The organism is Bacillus sp. S3 (genome assembly GCF_005154805.1).
In the GTDB taxonomy this organism is placed as follows: Bacteria; Bacillota; Bacilli; order Bacillales; family Cytobacillaceae; genus Neobacillus.
The window spans coordinates 2,048,067-2,064,804 of sequence record NZ_CP039727.1 but is presented as its reverse complement, the minus strand read 5'-3'; the positions used below and the strand labels follow the sequence as shown (position 1 = coordinate 2,064,804).

The 16,738-nt window shown below is 39.3% G+C and carries 13 protein-coding genes; 2 read left to right on the top strand and 11 right to left on the bottom strand.

The genetic code is table 11. From position 1 onward, the window contains the following. Positions 1-35 precede the first annotated feature (35 nt). The 5 genes from FAY30_RS09905 to FAY30_RS09885 are packed head-to-tail and all read right to left on the bottom strand — an operon-like array spanning position 36 to position 3,542. Positions 36-722, bottom strand: a complete 687-nt coding sequence (locus tag FAY30_RS09905) for an urease accessory protein UreF (RefSeq protein WP_149869724.1) — start codon at positions 720-722, stop codon at positions 36-38. Beyond that, the gene (gene ureE, locus FAY30_RS09900) at positions 712-1,170 is read right to left on the bottom strand and encodes an urease accessory protein UreE (RefSeq protein ID WP_149869723.1); all 459 of its coding nucleotides are present in this window, start codon (positions 1,168-1,170) and stop codon (positions 712-714) included. Before ureE ends, FAY30_RS09905 begins: the two co-directional genes overlap by 11 nt. 10 nt (positions 1,171-1,180) lie before the next feature. After that, positions 1,181-2,893 (bottom strand): urease subunit alpha, encoded by a 1,713-nt coding sequence (ureC, locus tag FAY30_RS09895; protein ID WP_149869722.1) that lies wholly within the window; start codon positions 2,891-2,893, stop codon positions 1,181-1,183. Then, complete coding sequence (ureB, locus tag FAY30_RS09890; RefSeq protein ID WP_149872655.1) at positions 2,890-3,213, bottom strand: urease subunit beta; 324 nt, start codon at positions 3,211-3,213, stop codon at positions 2,890-2,892. The genes ureC and ureB overlap by 4 nt, the downstream gene beginning before the upstream one ends. A 26-nt stretch (positions 3,214-3,239) precedes the next feature. Further along, complete coding sequence (locus tag FAY30_RS09885; RefSeq protein ID WP_149869721.1) at positions 3,240-3,542, bottom strand: urease subunit gamma; 303 nt, start codon at positions 3,540-3,542, stop codon at positions 3,240-3,242. A gap of 247 nt (positions 3,543-3,789) precedes the next feature. Here FAY30_RS09885 and FAY30_RS09880 point away from each other — a divergent pair, with 247 nt between their 5' ends. Together FAY30_RS09880 and FAY30_RS09875 are read left to right on the top strand one after the other, a co-directional pair. Next, on the top strand, positions 3,790-4,671 hold the full coding sequence (locus FAY30_RS09880) for a DMT family transporter (RefSeq protein WP_149869720.1): 882 nt from the start codon (positions 3,790-3,792) through the stop codon (positions 4,669-4,671). A 270-nt stretch (positions 4,672-4,941) separates the two neighbouring features. Beyond that, positions 4,942-6,030, top strand: a complete 1,089-nt coding sequence (locus FAY30_RS09875) for a BMP family lipoprotein (RefSeq protein WP_149869719.1) — start codon at positions 4,942-4,944, stop codon at positions 6,028-6,030. Positions 6,031-6,119: 89 nt separating this feature from the next. Here FAY30_RS09875 and FAY30_RS09870 read toward each other — a convergent pair whose 3' ends face one another. The 6 genes from FAY30_RS09870 to FAY30_RS09845 form a co-directional block, all read right to left on the bottom strand. Then, positions 6,120-7,253, bottom strand: coding sequence for a zinc-dependent alcohol dehydrogenase (locus tag FAY30_RS09870; protein WP_149869718.1), 1,134 nt, complete (start codon positions 7,251-7,253; stop codon positions 6,120-6,122). A 136-nt stretch (positions 7,254-7,389) separates the two neighbouring features. Next, complete coding sequence (gene brnQ, locus FAY30_RS09865; RefSeq protein WP_149869717.1) at positions 7,390-8,715, bottom strand: branched-chain amino acid transport system II carrier protein; 1,326 nt, start codon at positions 8,713-8,715, stop codon at positions 7,390-7,392. Positions 8,716-8,862: 147 nt separating this feature from the next. Continuing rightward, positions 8,863-13,332 carry a coiled-coil domain-containing protein gene (locus FAY30_RS09860; protein ID WP_149869716.1) on the bottom strand — a complete coding sequence of 1,490 codons (4,470 nt, stop codon included), beginning with the start codon at positions 13,330-13,332 and terminating at the stop codon, positions 8,863-8,865. After that, on the bottom strand, positions 13,310-14,056 hold the full coding sequence (locus tag FAY30_RS09855; RefSeq protein WP_149869715.1) for a DUF6063 family protein: 747 nt from the start codon (positions 14,054-14,056) through the stop codon (positions 13,310-13,312). Before FAY30_RS09855 ends, FAY30_RS09860 begins: the two co-directional genes overlap by 23 nt. Continuing rightward, positions 14,053-15,567: a hypothetical protein gene (locus tag FAY30_RS09850; RefSeq protein ID WP_223820931.1), complete on the bottom strand. Its 1,515-nt coding sequence runs from the start codon at positions 15,565-15,567 to the stop codon at positions 14,053-14,055. The genes FAY30_RS09855 and FAY30_RS09850 overlap by 4 nt, the downstream gene beginning before the upstream one ends. Then, the gene (locus FAY30_RS09845) at positions 15,558-16,631 is read right to left on the bottom strand and encodes a Wadjet anti-phage system protein JetD domain-containing protein (RefSeq protein ID WP_149869713.1); all 1,074 of its coding nucleotides are present in this window, start codon (positions 16,629-16,631) and stop codon (positions 15,558-15,560) included. Before FAY30_RS09845 ends, FAY30_RS09850 begins: the two co-directional genes overlap by 10 nt. Positions 16,632-16,738 lie beyond the last annotated feature (107 nt).

Below are 16,738 nucleotides of genomic sequence, written 5' to 3'. Positions count from 1 at the left end.
GCCATACGCCACTGACCAGGGCGCTTCCGCTTTTATTACGACATAAATATACGAATATTTACACGTTCGTGCCTCATTTGTGATAATTCAATTCCTGGTGAAACAGTGCCAAAATCCGCTTCCTCCAGTTGGAGAGCAGTTTCTACTGCTTCAACTAATTTAGGCTGTACATCACGAATGATTTTCTGGCCTGATGTCTGTCCCAACGGAATACCTCGAACAGCATTTTGAACGAGACTAGAAACGACTGAATACAAGTAAAACAAAAGCGTCGTTGAATTAGAAATACTAAGATGATGGGCAACCATGGTAAAAACAACTGAAGGGTGACCGAATGATTGTTTTGCCGCAATCCTTTTCCGATAAACGGAGAAATTTGGTATATCATATAAAGTCTGAACAAGATTTAACATCCGTTCACCCATTCGCTGAGTACCTTCCCTTGTTTCACGGGGTAAATTTTGCACATTCAATAATCGATCCAGCTTCCATACCTTCTGTAAATCTTTCTCATCCAATGCCTGATATACAAGCCTGCAGGCGAGGCCATCTGTATTGATAAGCTGCTCGCAAATATACACTTCAAGCCATTGCAAAAAGGTCTCATGATTATGTACCATATTCTCCTGGATATAACTTTCCAGTCCGAATGAATGACTGAAGGCACCAGTAGGAAAGTTTGAATCACATAACTGTAATAATGACAGTAATTTATGATCCATGACTATGACCAATATGACGGAACGCCTGCTTCACTTTTCGATCTTCCCGCTGATAGGGAAGATCTAGTTCCTTTAATAGTTCCTCCACCAGATAGTCGTATTGGACCATCATTAGATCATCTTCAAATTGGGCAGGCAAGTGCCTGTTGCCTAATTGATGGGCAATGGTTCCCATTTCTTTGATGCTGCGCGGGCTGATGACTAATAAATCATCCGCGACCACATCAATCACGATCATATTTTTCTCATCCATATACAATACATCGCCGGCAACAAGATCACGTTGGTCTTTTAAACGTATGCCAATTTCTCTGCCATGGTCTGTCGTAACTCTCTGAATCCGTTTTACCAAGTGGTCACTGTCAAGGTAAACTTTTTCCATATGACGACGGAATATTTCTTCCTTTTCCATATGTTCAATATTCGTTTCAATTCTTTCAATTAACATTCATCTCACCTCAAAATAGAAAATATCGCTGCCCCATCGGCACCTTGTCTACTGGATCACAGGTAATATGCTCCCCGTTAACTCTTACCTCGTAGGTTTGAGGATCCACTGTCAGCTCAGGGGTTTCAGAGTTTAACTTCATGTCTTTTTTTGTTAGTTTGCGGATTCCATGCACGGGCAGAATTAGTTTCTCTAACCCGAGTTTTTCATGAACCTTCCCTTCATACGCGGCTTGTGAAATAAACGTGATCGAGCTTTTTGCCAGAGCTTTCCCGGTCGCAGCATACATCGGGCGGCTAATTACAGGCTGAGGAGTTGGTATAGATGCATTTGCATCTCCCATCATTCCGTGTACAATGAACCCGCTTTTTATTACTAATTCCGGTTTCACACCAAAGAACGCGGGAGACCAAATGACTAGATCGGCAATTTTCCCCACCTCAATAGAACCCACATAATCAGCAATTCCATGTGTTATCGCAGGGTTAATGGTATATTTTGCAATATACCGCTTTGCCCGGTTATTATCGGAAAGTTTTCCGTCCCCTTTAAGTGAACCTCGCTGCATCTTCATTTTGTCTGCGACCTGCCATGTCCTGATGACTACTTCCCCAACTCGCCCCATGGCCTGTGCATCTGAACTGGTCATACTGAAAATCCCCATATCCTGAAGGATGTCTTCAGCTGCGATGGTTTCTTTTCTAATCCGTGAATCTGCAAAGGCAATATCTTCAGGGACGGATGGATTTAAGTGATGACAGACCATCAGCATATCTAAATGTTCATCAACCGTATTCACAGTATATGGCATCGTTGGATTCGTGGAGGAAGGCAGCACATTCATAAAGCTGGCCGATTTAATTAAATCAGGCGCATGTCCGCCGCCTGCCCCTTCTGTATGGTACATGTGAATAACCCTGTCTTTAATGGCTGCCATCGTATTTTCTACGAAACCGCCTTCATTAAGAGTATCCGCATGCAGTGCTACTTGAACGTCATATTGATCGGCAACCCGGAGCGAATAGTCTAGGGCAGAAGCAGTTGCTCCCCAGTCTTCATGAACCTTCAGTCCAATGACCCCTGCACGGATTTGTTCTGCTAATGGTTCTTCTGTTGCTGCCTGGCCTTTTCCTGTTAACCCTACATTAATCGGAAGTCCTTCAACTGCCTCAAGCATGCGGTGAATATTCCATTCACCCGGGGTAACGGTTGTAGCCCTTGAACCTGCTGATGGACCTGTACCGCCGCCAATTAACGTTGTAAGTCCTCCTGTAAGTGCCACTTCTACTTGTGCGGGATTGATAAAATGGACATGTGTATCGATTCCACCCGCTGTTACAATCATGCCTTCTCCGGCAATGATTTCTGTTGAGGCCCCGATGACAATATCCACACCATCCATAATCAATGGATTTCCGGCTTTTCCAATGCCGGCTATTTTTCCATCACGAATAGCGATATCTGCTTTGACAATCCCTGTATAATCTAAAATAACTGCATTCGTAATGACAACATCAGGGATGCCGTCCCCTCTTGTTACTAGAGGATGCTGCCCCATTCCATCACGGATGACTTTTCCGCCCCCGAAGACAACTTCTTCACCATATGTGGTAAAATCCTTTTCTATTTGGATGAATAAATTTGTATCTGCCAAGCGGATAGAATCCCCTGTAGTTGGTCCATACATTTGGGCATATTGCTTCCGTGTCATTTTAAAGCTCACTTGTTGTACCCTCCTTCAACAGATCCATCCGTTTTATTGTTAAAGCCATAAACCTTGCGTTCTCCCGCATAGCTCACCAATTCAACTTCCTTTTCATCACCCGGTTCAAAGCGCACCGCCGCACCTGCCGGGATATTCAATCGTTTTCCAAATGCGTCATCCCTATTAAATTTAAGGGATTCATTCACTTCAAAGAAATGAAAGTGTGAACCTATTTGAACCGGTCGATCTCCGGTATTCGTTACCTTTATCCGGAATAAATCTCTACCCTCGTTACAAATAATCGGTTCCTCTTTCAAAAACAATTGACCTGGTTCCATTTCCATTTGTATCCCTCCCATCATTGCTAGCGAATTGGATCATGCACCGTTACTAGTTTTGTTCCATCAGGAAAAGTAGCCTCTACCTGAATATCATCAATAATATCCCCAATACCTTCCATTACATCATGACGTGATAAGATATTAGCGCCATATTCCATCAATTCCGCCACGGTTTTTCCATCCCGTGCCCCTTCTAACACTTCGTAAGTAATAAGCGCTACTGCTTCAGGATAATTTAACTTCAATCCTCTTTCTCTTCTTCTTTTAGCAAGATCAGCCGCCACAACAATCATCAGTTTGTCTATTTCACGTGGTACTAATAACATCGCCCGAGTCTCCTTTAAATTTGTCATTCATATTGTTCTGTGTAAAATTTCCACACTTCCATAAAATTCTCCATAATTCATGTATTTTAAACAGTATTTGGAATTTTTTTATGTGTTCTTTCAAAAATCATTCACATTTAAAGGAAGAAACGAATGCATTGTTTCAAACTTAATCAATAGTGTTCAGTAAATATTATGTTAAAATAGGACAGTTGGCATTTTTTAAGTAGGAAGGGAAGAAGCAAATTTGTTAAAAGCATATACTTTGTTAACTTTATGTGTAATCGTTTGGGGGAGCAATTTTGTATTTGGGAAGATATTAGTTCGGGATTTTTCTCCAGCTCTATTAACGATGCTTAGACTTTTGTTTATTGTTGTTTTCTTAACTGGCTTTTCTTTATACAAGAAACACTTTAAACCTTTGAATAAAAAAGATTTTCTAATGGTTTTTTTTCTGGGAGTCGTGGGTGTTTTTATAAACCAATGGTCCTTTTTTGCAGGATTACAAACTGCTGATCCCACAACATCTGCATTAATTTTAGCTACTACTCCCATAGTCACAAGTATTTTAGCTGCTATTTTTCTGAATGAAAAATTAACCATGCGTATGGCGATGGGGTCTATTGTAGCCATCATTGGTATTTACTTTGTTGTAACAAAAGGCAATTTTTCTTCCATCCATTTAGAAAGTGGACTATTATGGATTGTCTTAACGATGGTGACATTCGCCATTATGATTATTATGACGAGGCTCCTCTCTCAAAGAATCGATCCACTTACCATTACGTTATATTCCAATTTTATTGGCTTTATCGTGTCGATTCCTTTTGCTTTTTCACTAGACACTTCCTTACGTGTCAGTTCTCAAATACCCGATTGGACCTTACTGATCGGAACCGCCATAATTGTCCATGGAATCGCAACATTGATTTGGAATAACAACATTAGACATGTTCATGCTTCAAATGCATCCATATTATCTAATTTAGAACCATTTGTGGCGATGGTCATGGGATTCATATTGTTATCCAAGCCAATCACTGGCGCAGAAATTTTTGGTTCTTTATTTATTGTGGGAGGGGTAATTCTGTCTACTTTTCAACGAAAAAAACTTTATGACCATTCCTAAAAATGAGCTCTTTCCCCGAATTTTCAACTGTTATTTCCAAACCCTTCACCATTCATAACCAACTAATCAAGAATCAATATCGTATTTAGATAATCGCTTCACCATAAGAAATGGAGGTTTTTAAGAACATAACTAGAATTATGGATAATTGAGTGTGGTACGGACAAAATAAATTGACCTGAATAGTTATTAGAAGTATAATACAAACGAAAGTTTATATTATAAACAATAGTTTATACTTATTAACCAACATCTAAGGAGGCACATATCTTGAAAAAACGTAAGCTGGGAATAGCACTATCACTAGTAATTGCAGCAGGTACACTTTTAGGTGCTTGTGGAAAAGGGAATGATAACAAGGGCAACGATACAACTAAAGGTGGAGACAACAAAGATCACTTCTCTGTCGCAATGGTTACGGACATTGGCGGTGTTGATGACAAATCATTTAATCAATCGTCTTGGGAGGGTCTCCAAAATTTTGGTAAAGAAAATGGATTAACCAAAGGTAAGGGTGGGTATGATTACCTAGCCTCTAAATCGGATGCCGATTATACAACAAACTTAAATAAACTTGCTCGTGAAGGCTTTGACTTAGTTTACGCGATTGGCTTCTTAATGCCATCAGCGGTTGAGGAAATTGCAAATCAACAAAAAGATTCTAAATTTGCGATTGTTGATGCAGAAGTAAAGCTGCCAAACGTTGCAAGCATTCTTTTCAAGGAGCAGGAAGCCGGATTCCTTGCAGGAATTGCAGCGGCTAAAACAACAAAATCTAATCATATTGGGTTTATTGGCGGCATGGACGTTCCTGTTATCGAACGGTTCCAAACTGGTTTCTTAGCTGGTGTTAAGGCTGCTAAACCAGAGGTTCAAGTTGACGTTCAATTTGCTGGTGCGTTTGACAAGGCTGAACTTGGACAAGCCATCGCTTCTAAAATGTATTCTTCCGGTGCGGACGTCATCTTCCACGCTGCTGGCGCTACTGGTGTTGGCCTTTTTAAAGAAGCCAATGATCGTAAGTCTAAAGACCCTGGAAAAGACTTTTGGGCGATTGGTGTTGACCGCGACCAAGCTGACATGGGTCAAGATGTAGTTCTTACATCAGCAATTAAACGAGTTGATGTAGCAGTTAAAGACCTCGCAACAAAAACAAAAGATGGCCATTTTCCTGGCGGCGAAGTTACGTTATATGGGTTAGCTGAAGATGGTGTTGGATTAGCTCCTATCAATGCAAAAGCCGCGAACAAAGACGAAATTGATGCAGCGGTTAATGAATGGATTGAAAAGATTAAATCAGGTGCAGTTACAGTTCCTGGAACTCGCAAAGAGTTACAAAACTTTAATCCAAACAAATAAAATCCAAAAAAAGGCTTATAGACATTCTCTACATTCTCGAGAGGTCTATAAGCTTTTTTGGATTCCTTTTTGACAACAAATTCAAGAGTCTATGGTTTTAGAATCACTTTAATGCAATTTTCTTCATGATTATTAAAGATTCTATAGCCGTGTTCAGCTTCCTCAAGGGATAATTTATGAGTAATAATCTCTTTTGGATCAAATTCGTTGTTCATTATTTTCTCAAATAGTCCAGGCATAAAATGCCGTGCTGGTGCCTGACCCATTTTTAGGGAAATATTTCGAACCCAAAAGGCCCCTAGTGGGAAAGCATTATAATTTCCGCCATAAACGCCAGTCATTTGAACGGTCCCGTATTTTCTAACGGCTTTTGTTGAAATCTGAATGGGCCCTAGCGTTCCGCCCTGGAGTTTAAATTTTTGCTCCAAAAATTCCAGCGGTGATTTTTTCCCATCCATCCCTACACAATCAATGACTACGTCAGCACCACCATGGGTAATTTCTTTCAAATGCTCACCCATATCAGGGTATTTTGTAAATTCATAAATCTCAACTTGATTCATTTTTTTTGCATGATCAAGCCGATAATCTAAATAATCAATCGCGATGACTCGTTTGGCCCCTTTCATCCAAGAGAATTTTTGAGCCATTAAGCCAATCGGTCCGCAGCCGAGTACGATAACAGTATCGCCTGCTTTTACACCGGCATTTTCAACGCTCCAATAAGCAGTAGGCAAAACATCGGATAAAAATAACAGGGATTCATCCTCTAGATCACACGACTCAGGAATAACAAATGGGGTAAAATTCCCAAATGGAACTTTTAAATATTCTGCCTGCCCGCCTGGATGGTTACCAAACTTCTCTGAGTATCCAAAATACCCACCTGAATCATAGTGTGGGTTAGAGTTGTCGCATTGGCTTTCCATTTCATGCTGGCAATAAAAGCAATGTCCGCACGAAACAGTGAACGGAATGACCACACGATCCCCTTTCTTTACCTTCGTTACGCCCGGCCCAACCTCTTCGACAATCCCCATTGGTTCATGGCCGATGATGTACCCTGGCGGCAAGGGGAAATTCCCTTGATATAAATGTAAATCCGACCCACAAATGGCTGTTGATGTTATACTAACGATAATATCCTCATTGTCCTCTATCTTTGCATCATCAACTTGATTCACTTCTACCTTTTTAGGTCCTTGATAAGTAACTGCCTTCATTTTTGCACACCTCAATCCGTCCTCATAAAAAACGTTTCATTAATTAAAGTATCCAAATCCATTAATTAATAACCAAAGGCCAAATTTCTCCAAAAAAATCTCACTAACCCAAAGATTAGTGAGATTTTTACTTCCCCTATGCAGTTTTTTCAGGAAAAGAAGTATCTCCTTTAAACATTCCCATAAGATAGCCAACTATTAAACCGATTAGCGCCGGTATGATCCATCCAATTCCCTCATGATAAAAAGGAAGGATTCCAAAAGCATTGCTCCATTTATTTCCGAGAAATGTCTTGTTTACTGTATCCAAGAGACTAAAAATGGCCACAAATCCGATTACACTGATATAAATATATCGTTTTCCCCTAACAATATTATCGAATAGACCTAAGAAAATAAGAACGATGGCAATTGGGTAGATCATGCCAAGGATGGGTACCGAAATTTGCAGGATTTGTGTTAATCCTAAATTGGCAATAGCAGTACTAAGAACGGCTACGATCAGGACCCACATTTTATATGTGATTCTTGGCAGAGCATTGGAGAAAAATTGGCTGCACGAGGTAATTAAACCTATAGATACACAGAAACAGGCTAGAGTAAAGACTATCCCTAAAAGAAGCGTACCGCTTTGTCCAAAAAGATATGTCATAACATTAGATAAAATGATGGCCCCATTTTCTGCTTGTCCTAATGAAGAACTTGCTGCACCTAAATAGCCTAAAATAAGATAAATCAACGTAAGTAACAAACCTGCACCTAAACCAGCGTACATCATATAAACTGATCTTTTTTTATTATCCAGGACACCCTGTGCGGTCAAAGTATTGGCAATCACAATCCCAAAAGCGAGTGCTGCCAATGCATCCATGGTTAAATAACCATCTAAAAAACCTTGAAATACCGGGCTTATCTGATAATTCCCTTTAGGTGCTCCATGGGGACCTATTGGATCAATTAGGCTCTTGATAAAAATGATAGCAATCAAAGCCAATAATATAGGGGTCAAAAGTTTTCCAAATAGGTGAATTAGCTTGGAAGGATACATACATAACCATGTGACAAGTCCAAAAAAGAGGATGCTATAAATGAACAAGGAAACTGGACTTTCCATCAAAGCTTCCGGCAAGAATGGTGCTACACCCATTTCAAAGGCAAGACTACCTGCACGAGGTATGGCCAGTCCCGGACCGATTGCAATATAAATTAAAAATGGAAAAACCAAAGCAAAAACAGGATGAACTCTTTGGTTTAAATCATTAAAACTTCCAGCCATCGCAACGGAAATCACACCTAGAATAGGGAGTCCTACCGCAGAAACTATAAAACCGATTAGAGCTGTCCAAAAATGCGCACCTGCCGATTGACCAAGGAATGGTGGAAAAATCAGGTTGCCAGCCCCGAAAAACATAGAAAATAACATAAAACTAATAAAGACCACTTGCTTTCCAGAAAACTTCATGATGTTTCTCCTTATGATGTGAAAATATTGTACAATTATATCAAATTTAATAAACAAATCAAAAGGTAAAATAGGATCGGACAAAACTTTTAGGGTGTCCCCTTCTTTCGGGACACCCCTTATTTCATACTATGTTATCAAATTGTTTTACCTTCCCTGAACGACTTCTTCTCCCTGGTAAATCCGAAATGCCGGAACAATTGTGTCCGTTACAATTTCTTTACCTTTTTCACGTATGAAGTCCAATTTATAATAGGCAGCAAATCTTTGACTGATTTCTGTTTTCACCAGTTCGGGCGGAGTGACGACGATGAATTGAAACTTCAGTTTTTCAGCAACGGCAAAGATCGGATCAAGGACATGTGCCGATGCTGCCTGTCCAAACGGATTATCACAGACCAAAGGAACCCAGCTTTGATCTGTTTCGCTCTTAACCGATAATAACATCATCATCATCACCATTCGAGCCGATAGCTTTTGTCCTCCGCTGCCATCAGATTTCGTCTTGGAACCTTGATTAATCGTCTGCCAGGTTGAATAATGCTCTCTTTGCGGTTTCCCGTACATGAAGGCATTATCCGTTCGCATATTATAAACCAAAAGCTCTGGATAGCGATTTCGAAGGGATACAAATAAAATTTGCTCATCACTAATGAGTTGTTTTATTTCTTCATCTAAGGCTCGATTATGATCATCAATCAAATCAAATTGTTTCGTGATTTTGTTAATAGCAGCCACAAAATGCTGCTTCAAGAGCGGTTCGATATCTTCAGCCATTTTTGGCAGGATATCCTCTTTGAGCTGGACAAGCGGAAAGGATCCTCGTTCATTTTTCAGTTTCATTTTCGCAATCATGGAACGAATCGCTTCTGAAATGCTCATTACTTTCATGCTGGCACGGCTGGCCCAGAAGTTTTGCGCCTTTTCTGCCCTTTCTTTGTCGCGTTCTAATTGTTCCAATCCACTTTTGGAAAAACGCTTCATATTATTAACTATTGTTTGGATATGCGAATAATGCCTAGTATCCATATGGTCAAGTGTTGTTAATACTTCATTTTTGAAACGAATCTCCCACTCTTTCCCTTCAATCGTAAGCTTTAAATTACGTAGAGACTGATCGATTTTCGCATGCTTCTCTTGGCCTTCTTCCTGAATCTTTTGATGTTCTTCACACCAAGATAAGATACAAGCTTTGCCTTGGCTTTTAATTTTTTCTACATCCTGATTCGTAAATGCTGCCGCTTCTTCTTTTAGAATAACGGATAAGGTTAACAAATCCCCTTCAAAACCCGCAATTTTTGTTTCAGTTTCTTTTTGGCGTTTTTCAGTCTGCTTTACTTCCTCTTTGGTTATTTTTGTTTGATCTTTAATTTCTACAGCCTTCACTTCTAAGTCGAGATCTTCCCATTCTTCCGGTTGTTTTTCATGTTTTGCAATTTTCTTTCCTGCCTTTTCACGCTGTTCGGCCGCATGCTGTAATGATGTTTCTGCTACGGTTACTGCCGTTCCTTTCTCCCGTTCTTCTTTTTCAGCAGTCCTTGCTTCCTTCTGTGCCGTTTGAAGCATATTTTCTAATATACTTAAAGGTTCATCAGGTGCCGCAGCGTCCTTCCACGCCTCGTTTTGCGTATGGAGTTTTTTCTCTAATTTCTTTTGCTGTTTTTGTTCGGTTTCTTTTTTTGCTTGAATAACGAGTAATTCTCTAGCTTGTTCTTCTTTGGATTTTTGAAGCTGCTTTAGCGCTTCGATACTATTGTTGATCTCTTCTAATAAATGTAGTGATAAACGCGGAACCTCTTCAGACATCTCCGCTTTTTCATTAGCAGGAAAAACCGCATCTTCAATAAACAATCTGATTTCCTTCATATTTTGTTCGGTTGCTAGCTTCCATTCTATATAGGTTTGACTCCACTGGTTTTGCAAGTCAGCAATAGTATGGTGCTCTTTTTCGATTTCTTGCTGCTGAACGATCAAACCTTCCTTTACTTTTAATTTCTCACTTTTCACCCTTAGATTTTCTTGATGAAGCGTTTTTTCTTGATCAAAATCCTCTAATCTTTCTACATTTTGTGTAAGCTTTTCTATTCTGCCTATTGTTTTTTCTAGCTGTTCTTTTAACTCAAGCTGAGCATCTTTTTCCTTTTGTTCTCGTGTGATGATTTCCTGTAACTGTGTTTTCTTAGAAAGAAGAGCGTTTTGTTCCTGATTGACAGCTTTTTCAATATCACTAGAAAGATCACTTGATAAAAAACGATCCATTTCTTTCAAAATTCTACGCAAAGAGGTTTCTGTTTTTTCTAGTTCTATGAGTGCATCTTTCTTCTCTTCTATTTGTTTAGAAATCTTAATTTTCCAGTTGGTGAATTGATTTTTCTCACTTAAAAGCTCTTTTTCGGTTCCATTAATGATCACAAAGGATGATGGCTGCTTTTCGTTATTCATTTCCTCCCGCATGAAAATCGGTACAGGACTCTTGAACATTCTTCCTGAAAGAACCTGCTGATTAATCTTTTGCCATTGATGATGACTGACGATCAACCCATACGGAAGCAGCGGATAGGCTATTAGACAGTTTGCCATTTCCTCTGTACTTAAAGATTGGAGAAACTGGGTTCCATAAAATACATCAATCCCCGTCTTCTCATCGATCCACTCCTTTAATTCCTTCACATCTTTATTCGGTATCCAGAAGGGTTCATCATTTAAGGAATGGTCCAGTTGTGTTTCCCAAAGTTCTTTTTTTAATTGTTCAGCTTGTTGTCGGTTATTAAGCAGTATTTCTTCTATCTGTAAGCTATATTTCGATAAAAGCGAGTGAGTAAACGGTGCCGTGACAATGTCTAGTAAACCATGAAGCTTGTCTGACAGTTTTGCTTCTTTTTCCTTTTGTTTTTGGTTTGCTAATTTTAAGTCTTCACATTTTTCTTCTGAAAACTGAATCGATTGGACGAGAGTACCATGTGAAGTGGCAAGTTGATTTTGCTTTTCATGAGACTCTTTATCCTTTGCTTGCAGCTCTCCTAATCTGGCCTTTTTATCTTCAATTTGCTTTGAAAAACTCTCAATCAACCCCTTAAAATCATAGGATAAGCGGTCTCCAAATTCTTTGATCAGTGCAGATTCCTTAGATTCATAGGTATGAATTTGCGTGTATAGGAAATCAATTTCCGAACTAAGCTGTGCGAGGTCTTTTATCTTTTGTTTATCCAGCCCGGAAAGCTCCGTACCTTTTTTCTTTAAAAACTTCTGATACCCCAAATACTGCTTAACAGCTTCTTGAATGGATTGATACGCATGCTCCCATTGCTTTCTAGCTTCTTGTTTGATTTCATCCATTCTTTGGTTCACTTGATCTAAGCCGCTATTTTGCTCCAATATTGCCATTTGCTGTGAAAGCGTACGAATACTTTGTTCGTTTTCACTCCACTCTTTCAATAAAACTTGAAAGTCCAGCTGCTCTTTTTGTTTCTGTTTCTGCCCTACGATATCTTGTAAGGAAGTATGCAACTTCCTTTCTTCCACTAATTTCTTTTCCCAGTTCAATACCTCTCTGTGAGCTTTTGCATACTCTAAATTGTCTTTTTGATAGTGTAGTTCTGTTTGTCTTATCGTTAATTTCTCTAGATCTTTCGCTAAAGTAAGCAGCGTTTCCTCTTCCGCTTGCTTCAAATGCTCTAACGCACCAAGCAGTTGTCTTCCTGCCTGGATACTGGCTTGAACAATTTCCTTATGTTCAACCCCTTTAGCTAAATGCTCTCCAAACGGGACAATGTCTTCTAAAAACTCTTTATGGGCCTGCTCTCTTTTTAAGAGAACAGGAAGGTCCTTCGCAATACTAGCCTGACTCTTGAAAATCTCGACAAGATCGTTCTTTTGATGCTCAGTTCGAAGTAAGACCTGACTCACAGTAGGAATGATTCGTTTTTGGAACAGCGAATGATCATCCTCAGCTCCCTCGAAGTATTTCCCGACGCCACCTTCATCCTTGTTAATGTCCTTCATAATATCCCAATCTTTACGGTTAATTCCGTATGAATCAAGAATTCGATAGTGCTTCTTCGTATCTTTGTAAACGTCATATCCATTCCATTTTAAATAGTCCTTTAAACTTTCTGTTTCAGCAACCTCACCATTTTCATAGAGTGGTATATGCTCAAGTGCTGCATCTTCTTTCCGTTCAAATTCTCTTGTATAGAATGTAATAGCAGGAAGAATCTTTGCCTCCTGTTCCAATGTTTTAGTCTCATTACCACTTTCTTCACTCATCGAAATCCGCTGCTCGGCTGAGAACATTCCTCCGGTAATCAGATAGGTGCGGTCAGCACCGTCTAATTCCCATTGGATAACAACATGAAAGGTATAGGGAATAAATTGTTCTTTATTATTAAAGAAGAACTGCTGATAATAACGATTGTTCTGTTTTCCCCATGAGGTTCCAGGTTTGAGGATTTGGAAAATGGTCTGAAGGAACACACCTTTCCCGCCCCCATTCATCATCGCAACAAGGCCATTTGTGGATGTCTCCTCATTATGGAAATTAAACGTTGTGTCTTTATATTGTTTTTGCATGCCATCATATTTCAGGCCGACAATTCTAATTCGATGGATTTTCGGCATGCAGATCCTCCTCTGTATTCATTAATTTTTTAAACACTTCATACCGATCATAATCGTGATACAGGTATTCAATCCGCTCGGAAAGCTCTTGTTTTGGAATCACCTTTGGAATATCGTCTCGATCAAGTATGACTATTAACCCTTCCGTCTCCAATAAACGCATAGCGCCGGCAATTAAACCGATTCTGGTTCGTCTATTGCCTTTCTTCACCCCAAAATCGTCCGTATCAACCTCCATGTATTTCCAAGTTGTCACCACTTCCTTCATATCAATTCGCTCTTCTTCTCCGAAAGTCGGTTTAGCTTTAAGAATGCTATCCCACTTACCCATTAAGTCGTTGACTTGCCGCTCTAATGCGTAGTAGCTAATTCCTTCCCGTTTCGTGCGGATTTTTGCAGCCTGGTTGCGATCGATGGCTGCTAAAAAAGACATAATGACAACGCTAATAAGATGAAAATGTTTTTTCGTTTCTATTTGCCGATGCTTTTCTTTCAAATGGGTAAAATTCGTAGCAAAGACGGACCCTGTTGGCTGGACAACTAACTGGATGCGTTTAGGCGATTCAATAATATATGTACCTGATTCGTCTGCTAATAGAAGAACCGTCTGTCTCACTTCCGGATCAAAATACGTTTGGAAATGCTCACTCGTTTCGTCGATTACTTTATCCTTTAACAACGAGAAATAGACAGCTGAAGCCCTTTTGACACTTTCTGCATTCATCCTTTCTCCTCCTGTACACATATTTTAAAAGGGGTCATTTTCATTTGATACCAGAGAAAAGGCTCCGCTCGATGATCAAACTCCGTAAAAATTTTCGAGCCTTCAAACACTTGAAATTGCGGATATTCCTTCATTAGTTTGTATAGAAGAATTTCTCTCTCATCGTTTAATGTTTCTTCCTTTCGATGCAGCACTTGAACCTTTAGCGGCTTTTTATCGAACATCATCCACAAATCGATCGTTTCAGATTCCTCAAACCATAAATCCTGCACTTCCAATGGCAGCTCCTTTACATCTGTTAACGAAAACTCTCCGTGTGTTTGTAAAAATTGGAACACATAACTCCAGGCCATAATAACAGAATCCCAGTTGGTCACGCGTTTACGTGTAATGCTTTCCTCAACCTCATCTTCCAAAACAGTTTCGCTAATTTGTTTTTCATTGAGTTCTTGTTCACCCCAAATCCAATCAAGCGGCAAAATAAATTCATTCTTCGGTGAAAATAAAGGAGAAAGGACTTTTTCGATAACGGAAAAGCGATGAACGCCTTCCTTCATAAACCAATTTTCATAAAAATGCTCTCGAAATGAAACCAGACTGTTTTCCCAAAATAAAGAAGGATTTTCTGCCTTTAATTTCATCTCATATGAAATATTTTGAATGACCAGTTTTGCAAATCGGTCATGCAATTGCCTTGTATGGCCAATCTTTTCTTGGAGAAGAATCAATTCTTTTTGGATATAATCATCTTCTTCATTCCTTCGTTTTGTCTTTTCTATCATACTAGTTATGGTACGGAAGTGATTTTTTTCTTCTTCAAATTGCTTTTCAATTTCAACTCGATTATCAGCTCTTTGCCATTCCTCTTCCATCAATAATATTTTGGGATTGTTGATCATTTCCTTTTGAAATGTGAATTCATTTGCCATTAAGCGGTTTACTCGTGAAATGAGGTGATCGAGGTTTCTTGTGGCTTTTCTGAAATTACCATTTTTAATCAGCTGCATACTGTAGAGTTGTTCAATGGTGATTGAGAATTCCTCTGCCATTTCCCTGCTCATAAAAATCATTTCCTGAGCGACATCTGTGAGTTTATATACAATGGATCCGCCAATCTCTAAATTCGTATATAATTCATCCATGGTGACATAGCGGAAGATCTGTTTCTCCCAGGATTGTCTGATTTCATCATAATATAAGGCTTCAAACGGTTTACTATATTCCTCTTTCCCCTGATACAGGAGCCCGCCAGTAATCCGTTCAATTTGCTTATCGTCTGCTAAAAGCTTCATGTGCTTAATGGAGTCTTCGACCATATACTTGATATCCGATTTCCGTCTACTATCATCATCATTTAATTCTCGATAAAAGATGGTGAGGAGCACTTGCATGAGAATGGTTTGGATATGAGGTTTCAGCTCACCTACTTCCATCCCCCTCCCAAGCTCGAACAGTGGATTTAATCGTTGCATTCTTAGTGCGAATCCTTCCCATGACTCGTTCACATCCATCTCCTCCAGGTTTCTATCGTTAAAACTTCTTGAGGGATCCGCTTATTTTCCTGCCATAATTGCATTAATAGCGCTTGCTCCTCTTCAGTAAACCAATGAAAGAATAAATCCCGATAATTGGTGTTTTGTGTCTGACCTTGTTTCTGTTCATTCCTTTGTTCTAGACATTCTAGCATTTTGCGATAAATTTTTAAAGCAGGCTGGATACAGCATTCTGGGTATTTTTCTATTAGCCGAAAGAGGATCGCGTACCCTGCGGCATCCAAATCACCTGCATAATAGAAAAGGTAGGCTTTCGGCGGAAACATTCGAAAGAAAAAGGAAAGGCTCCGTTCAATTTTGGTCCCTTCACCATAAATAATCAGTTCAGGTTCATAATCGAGTTCATTTGCTTCTAATAACTTAATGGCAGTGTGAAAGAAAGATAGATTCTCGACAATCAGTACCCTTTGAATATCTTTTATTTCTTTCCCTTGTTTCATCCAAAATACAAAAGGCTCCCCGTAATTCACCATTTTTAAACGATCTTCTGATATTCCAATTCTAGCTAAAAATCCTTTTCCATCAGGAAAACTATTACCGTCTAGTAAGAACTTTTCATGGCCGAATAGCTCCAGACTTCTTTCTTCGAATGACACGATTTCCCGTTCCTGACTGAACTTTAGAAAAGTATATACATTCTGGATTCGATTCCACTCGTCCCTCGTTTGCCATTCGGGATGCCGTTCATAAAAAGAAAAATCAAACTGATCACCTAAATTCATCATCTCAAGACGATCCCATTTGGCTGGCTGAACTTTTATATTAACCCAATAATATAAGGGCAGAGCCGGTGTTCTTCCATTGAATTGATTATTTTGAATCGGGATAAGTTGTCCCTCTCCTTGTAATGTTTCAATGGCACGATAGAACAGCGAATAACCATCCATTTCAAAATAGTCATCCAAAAGCTTTCGCAACTGAATTTCTAAATCATTCATATTTATTTTCTTTTTTTGTTTCGGGTGTTGAATATCAGCTATAAAACCTCTCACCCGTGTTTCAATAACATCGATTGTACTCACCTACTTAAAACTTCTTAGCCTTTAAGAATCTACTCCTACTGTCCCATATGGACATCCTTTTATTATAAACTAGTTGAGATATGGTTGGTAAATGAAAGTTTTTTACT

Coding starts and splice junctions, on each gene's coding strand:
- FAY30_RS09870 (WP_149869718.1), bottom strand. CDS start 7,253: ATGAAGGCAGTTACTTATCAAGGACCTAAAAAGGTAGAAGTGAATCAA.
- ureE (WP_149869723.1), bottom strand. CDS start 1,170: ATGTTAATTGAAAGAATTGAAACGAATATTGAACATATGGAAAAGGAA.
- FAY30_RS09855 (WP_149869715.1), bottom strand. CDS start 14,056: ATGAATGCAGAAAGTGTCAAAAGGGCTTCAGCTGTCTATTTCTCGTTG.
- brnQ (WP_149869717.1), bottom strand. CDS start 8,715: ATGAAGTTTTCTGGAAAGCAAGTGGTCTTTATTAGTTTTATGTTATTT.
- FAY30_RS09885 (WP_149869721.1), bottom strand. CDS start 3,542: ATGTTATTAGTACCACGTGAAATAGACAAACTGATGATTGTTGTGGCG.
- FAY30_RS09860 (WP_149869716.1), bottom strand. CDS start 13,332: ATGCCGAAAATCCATCGAATTAGAATTGTCGGCCTGAAATATGATGGC.
- ureB (WP_149872655.1), bottom strand. CDS start 3,213: ATGGAACCAGGTCAATTGTTTTTGAAAGAGGAACCGATTATTTGTAAC.
- FAY30_RS09850 (WP_223820931.1), bottom strand. CDS start 15,567: ATGGATGTGAACGAGTCATGGGAAGGATTCGCACTAAGAATGCAACGA.
- FAY30_RS09905 (WP_149869724.1), bottom strand. CDS start 722: ATGGATCATAAATTACTGTCATTATTACAGTTATGTGATTCAAACTTT.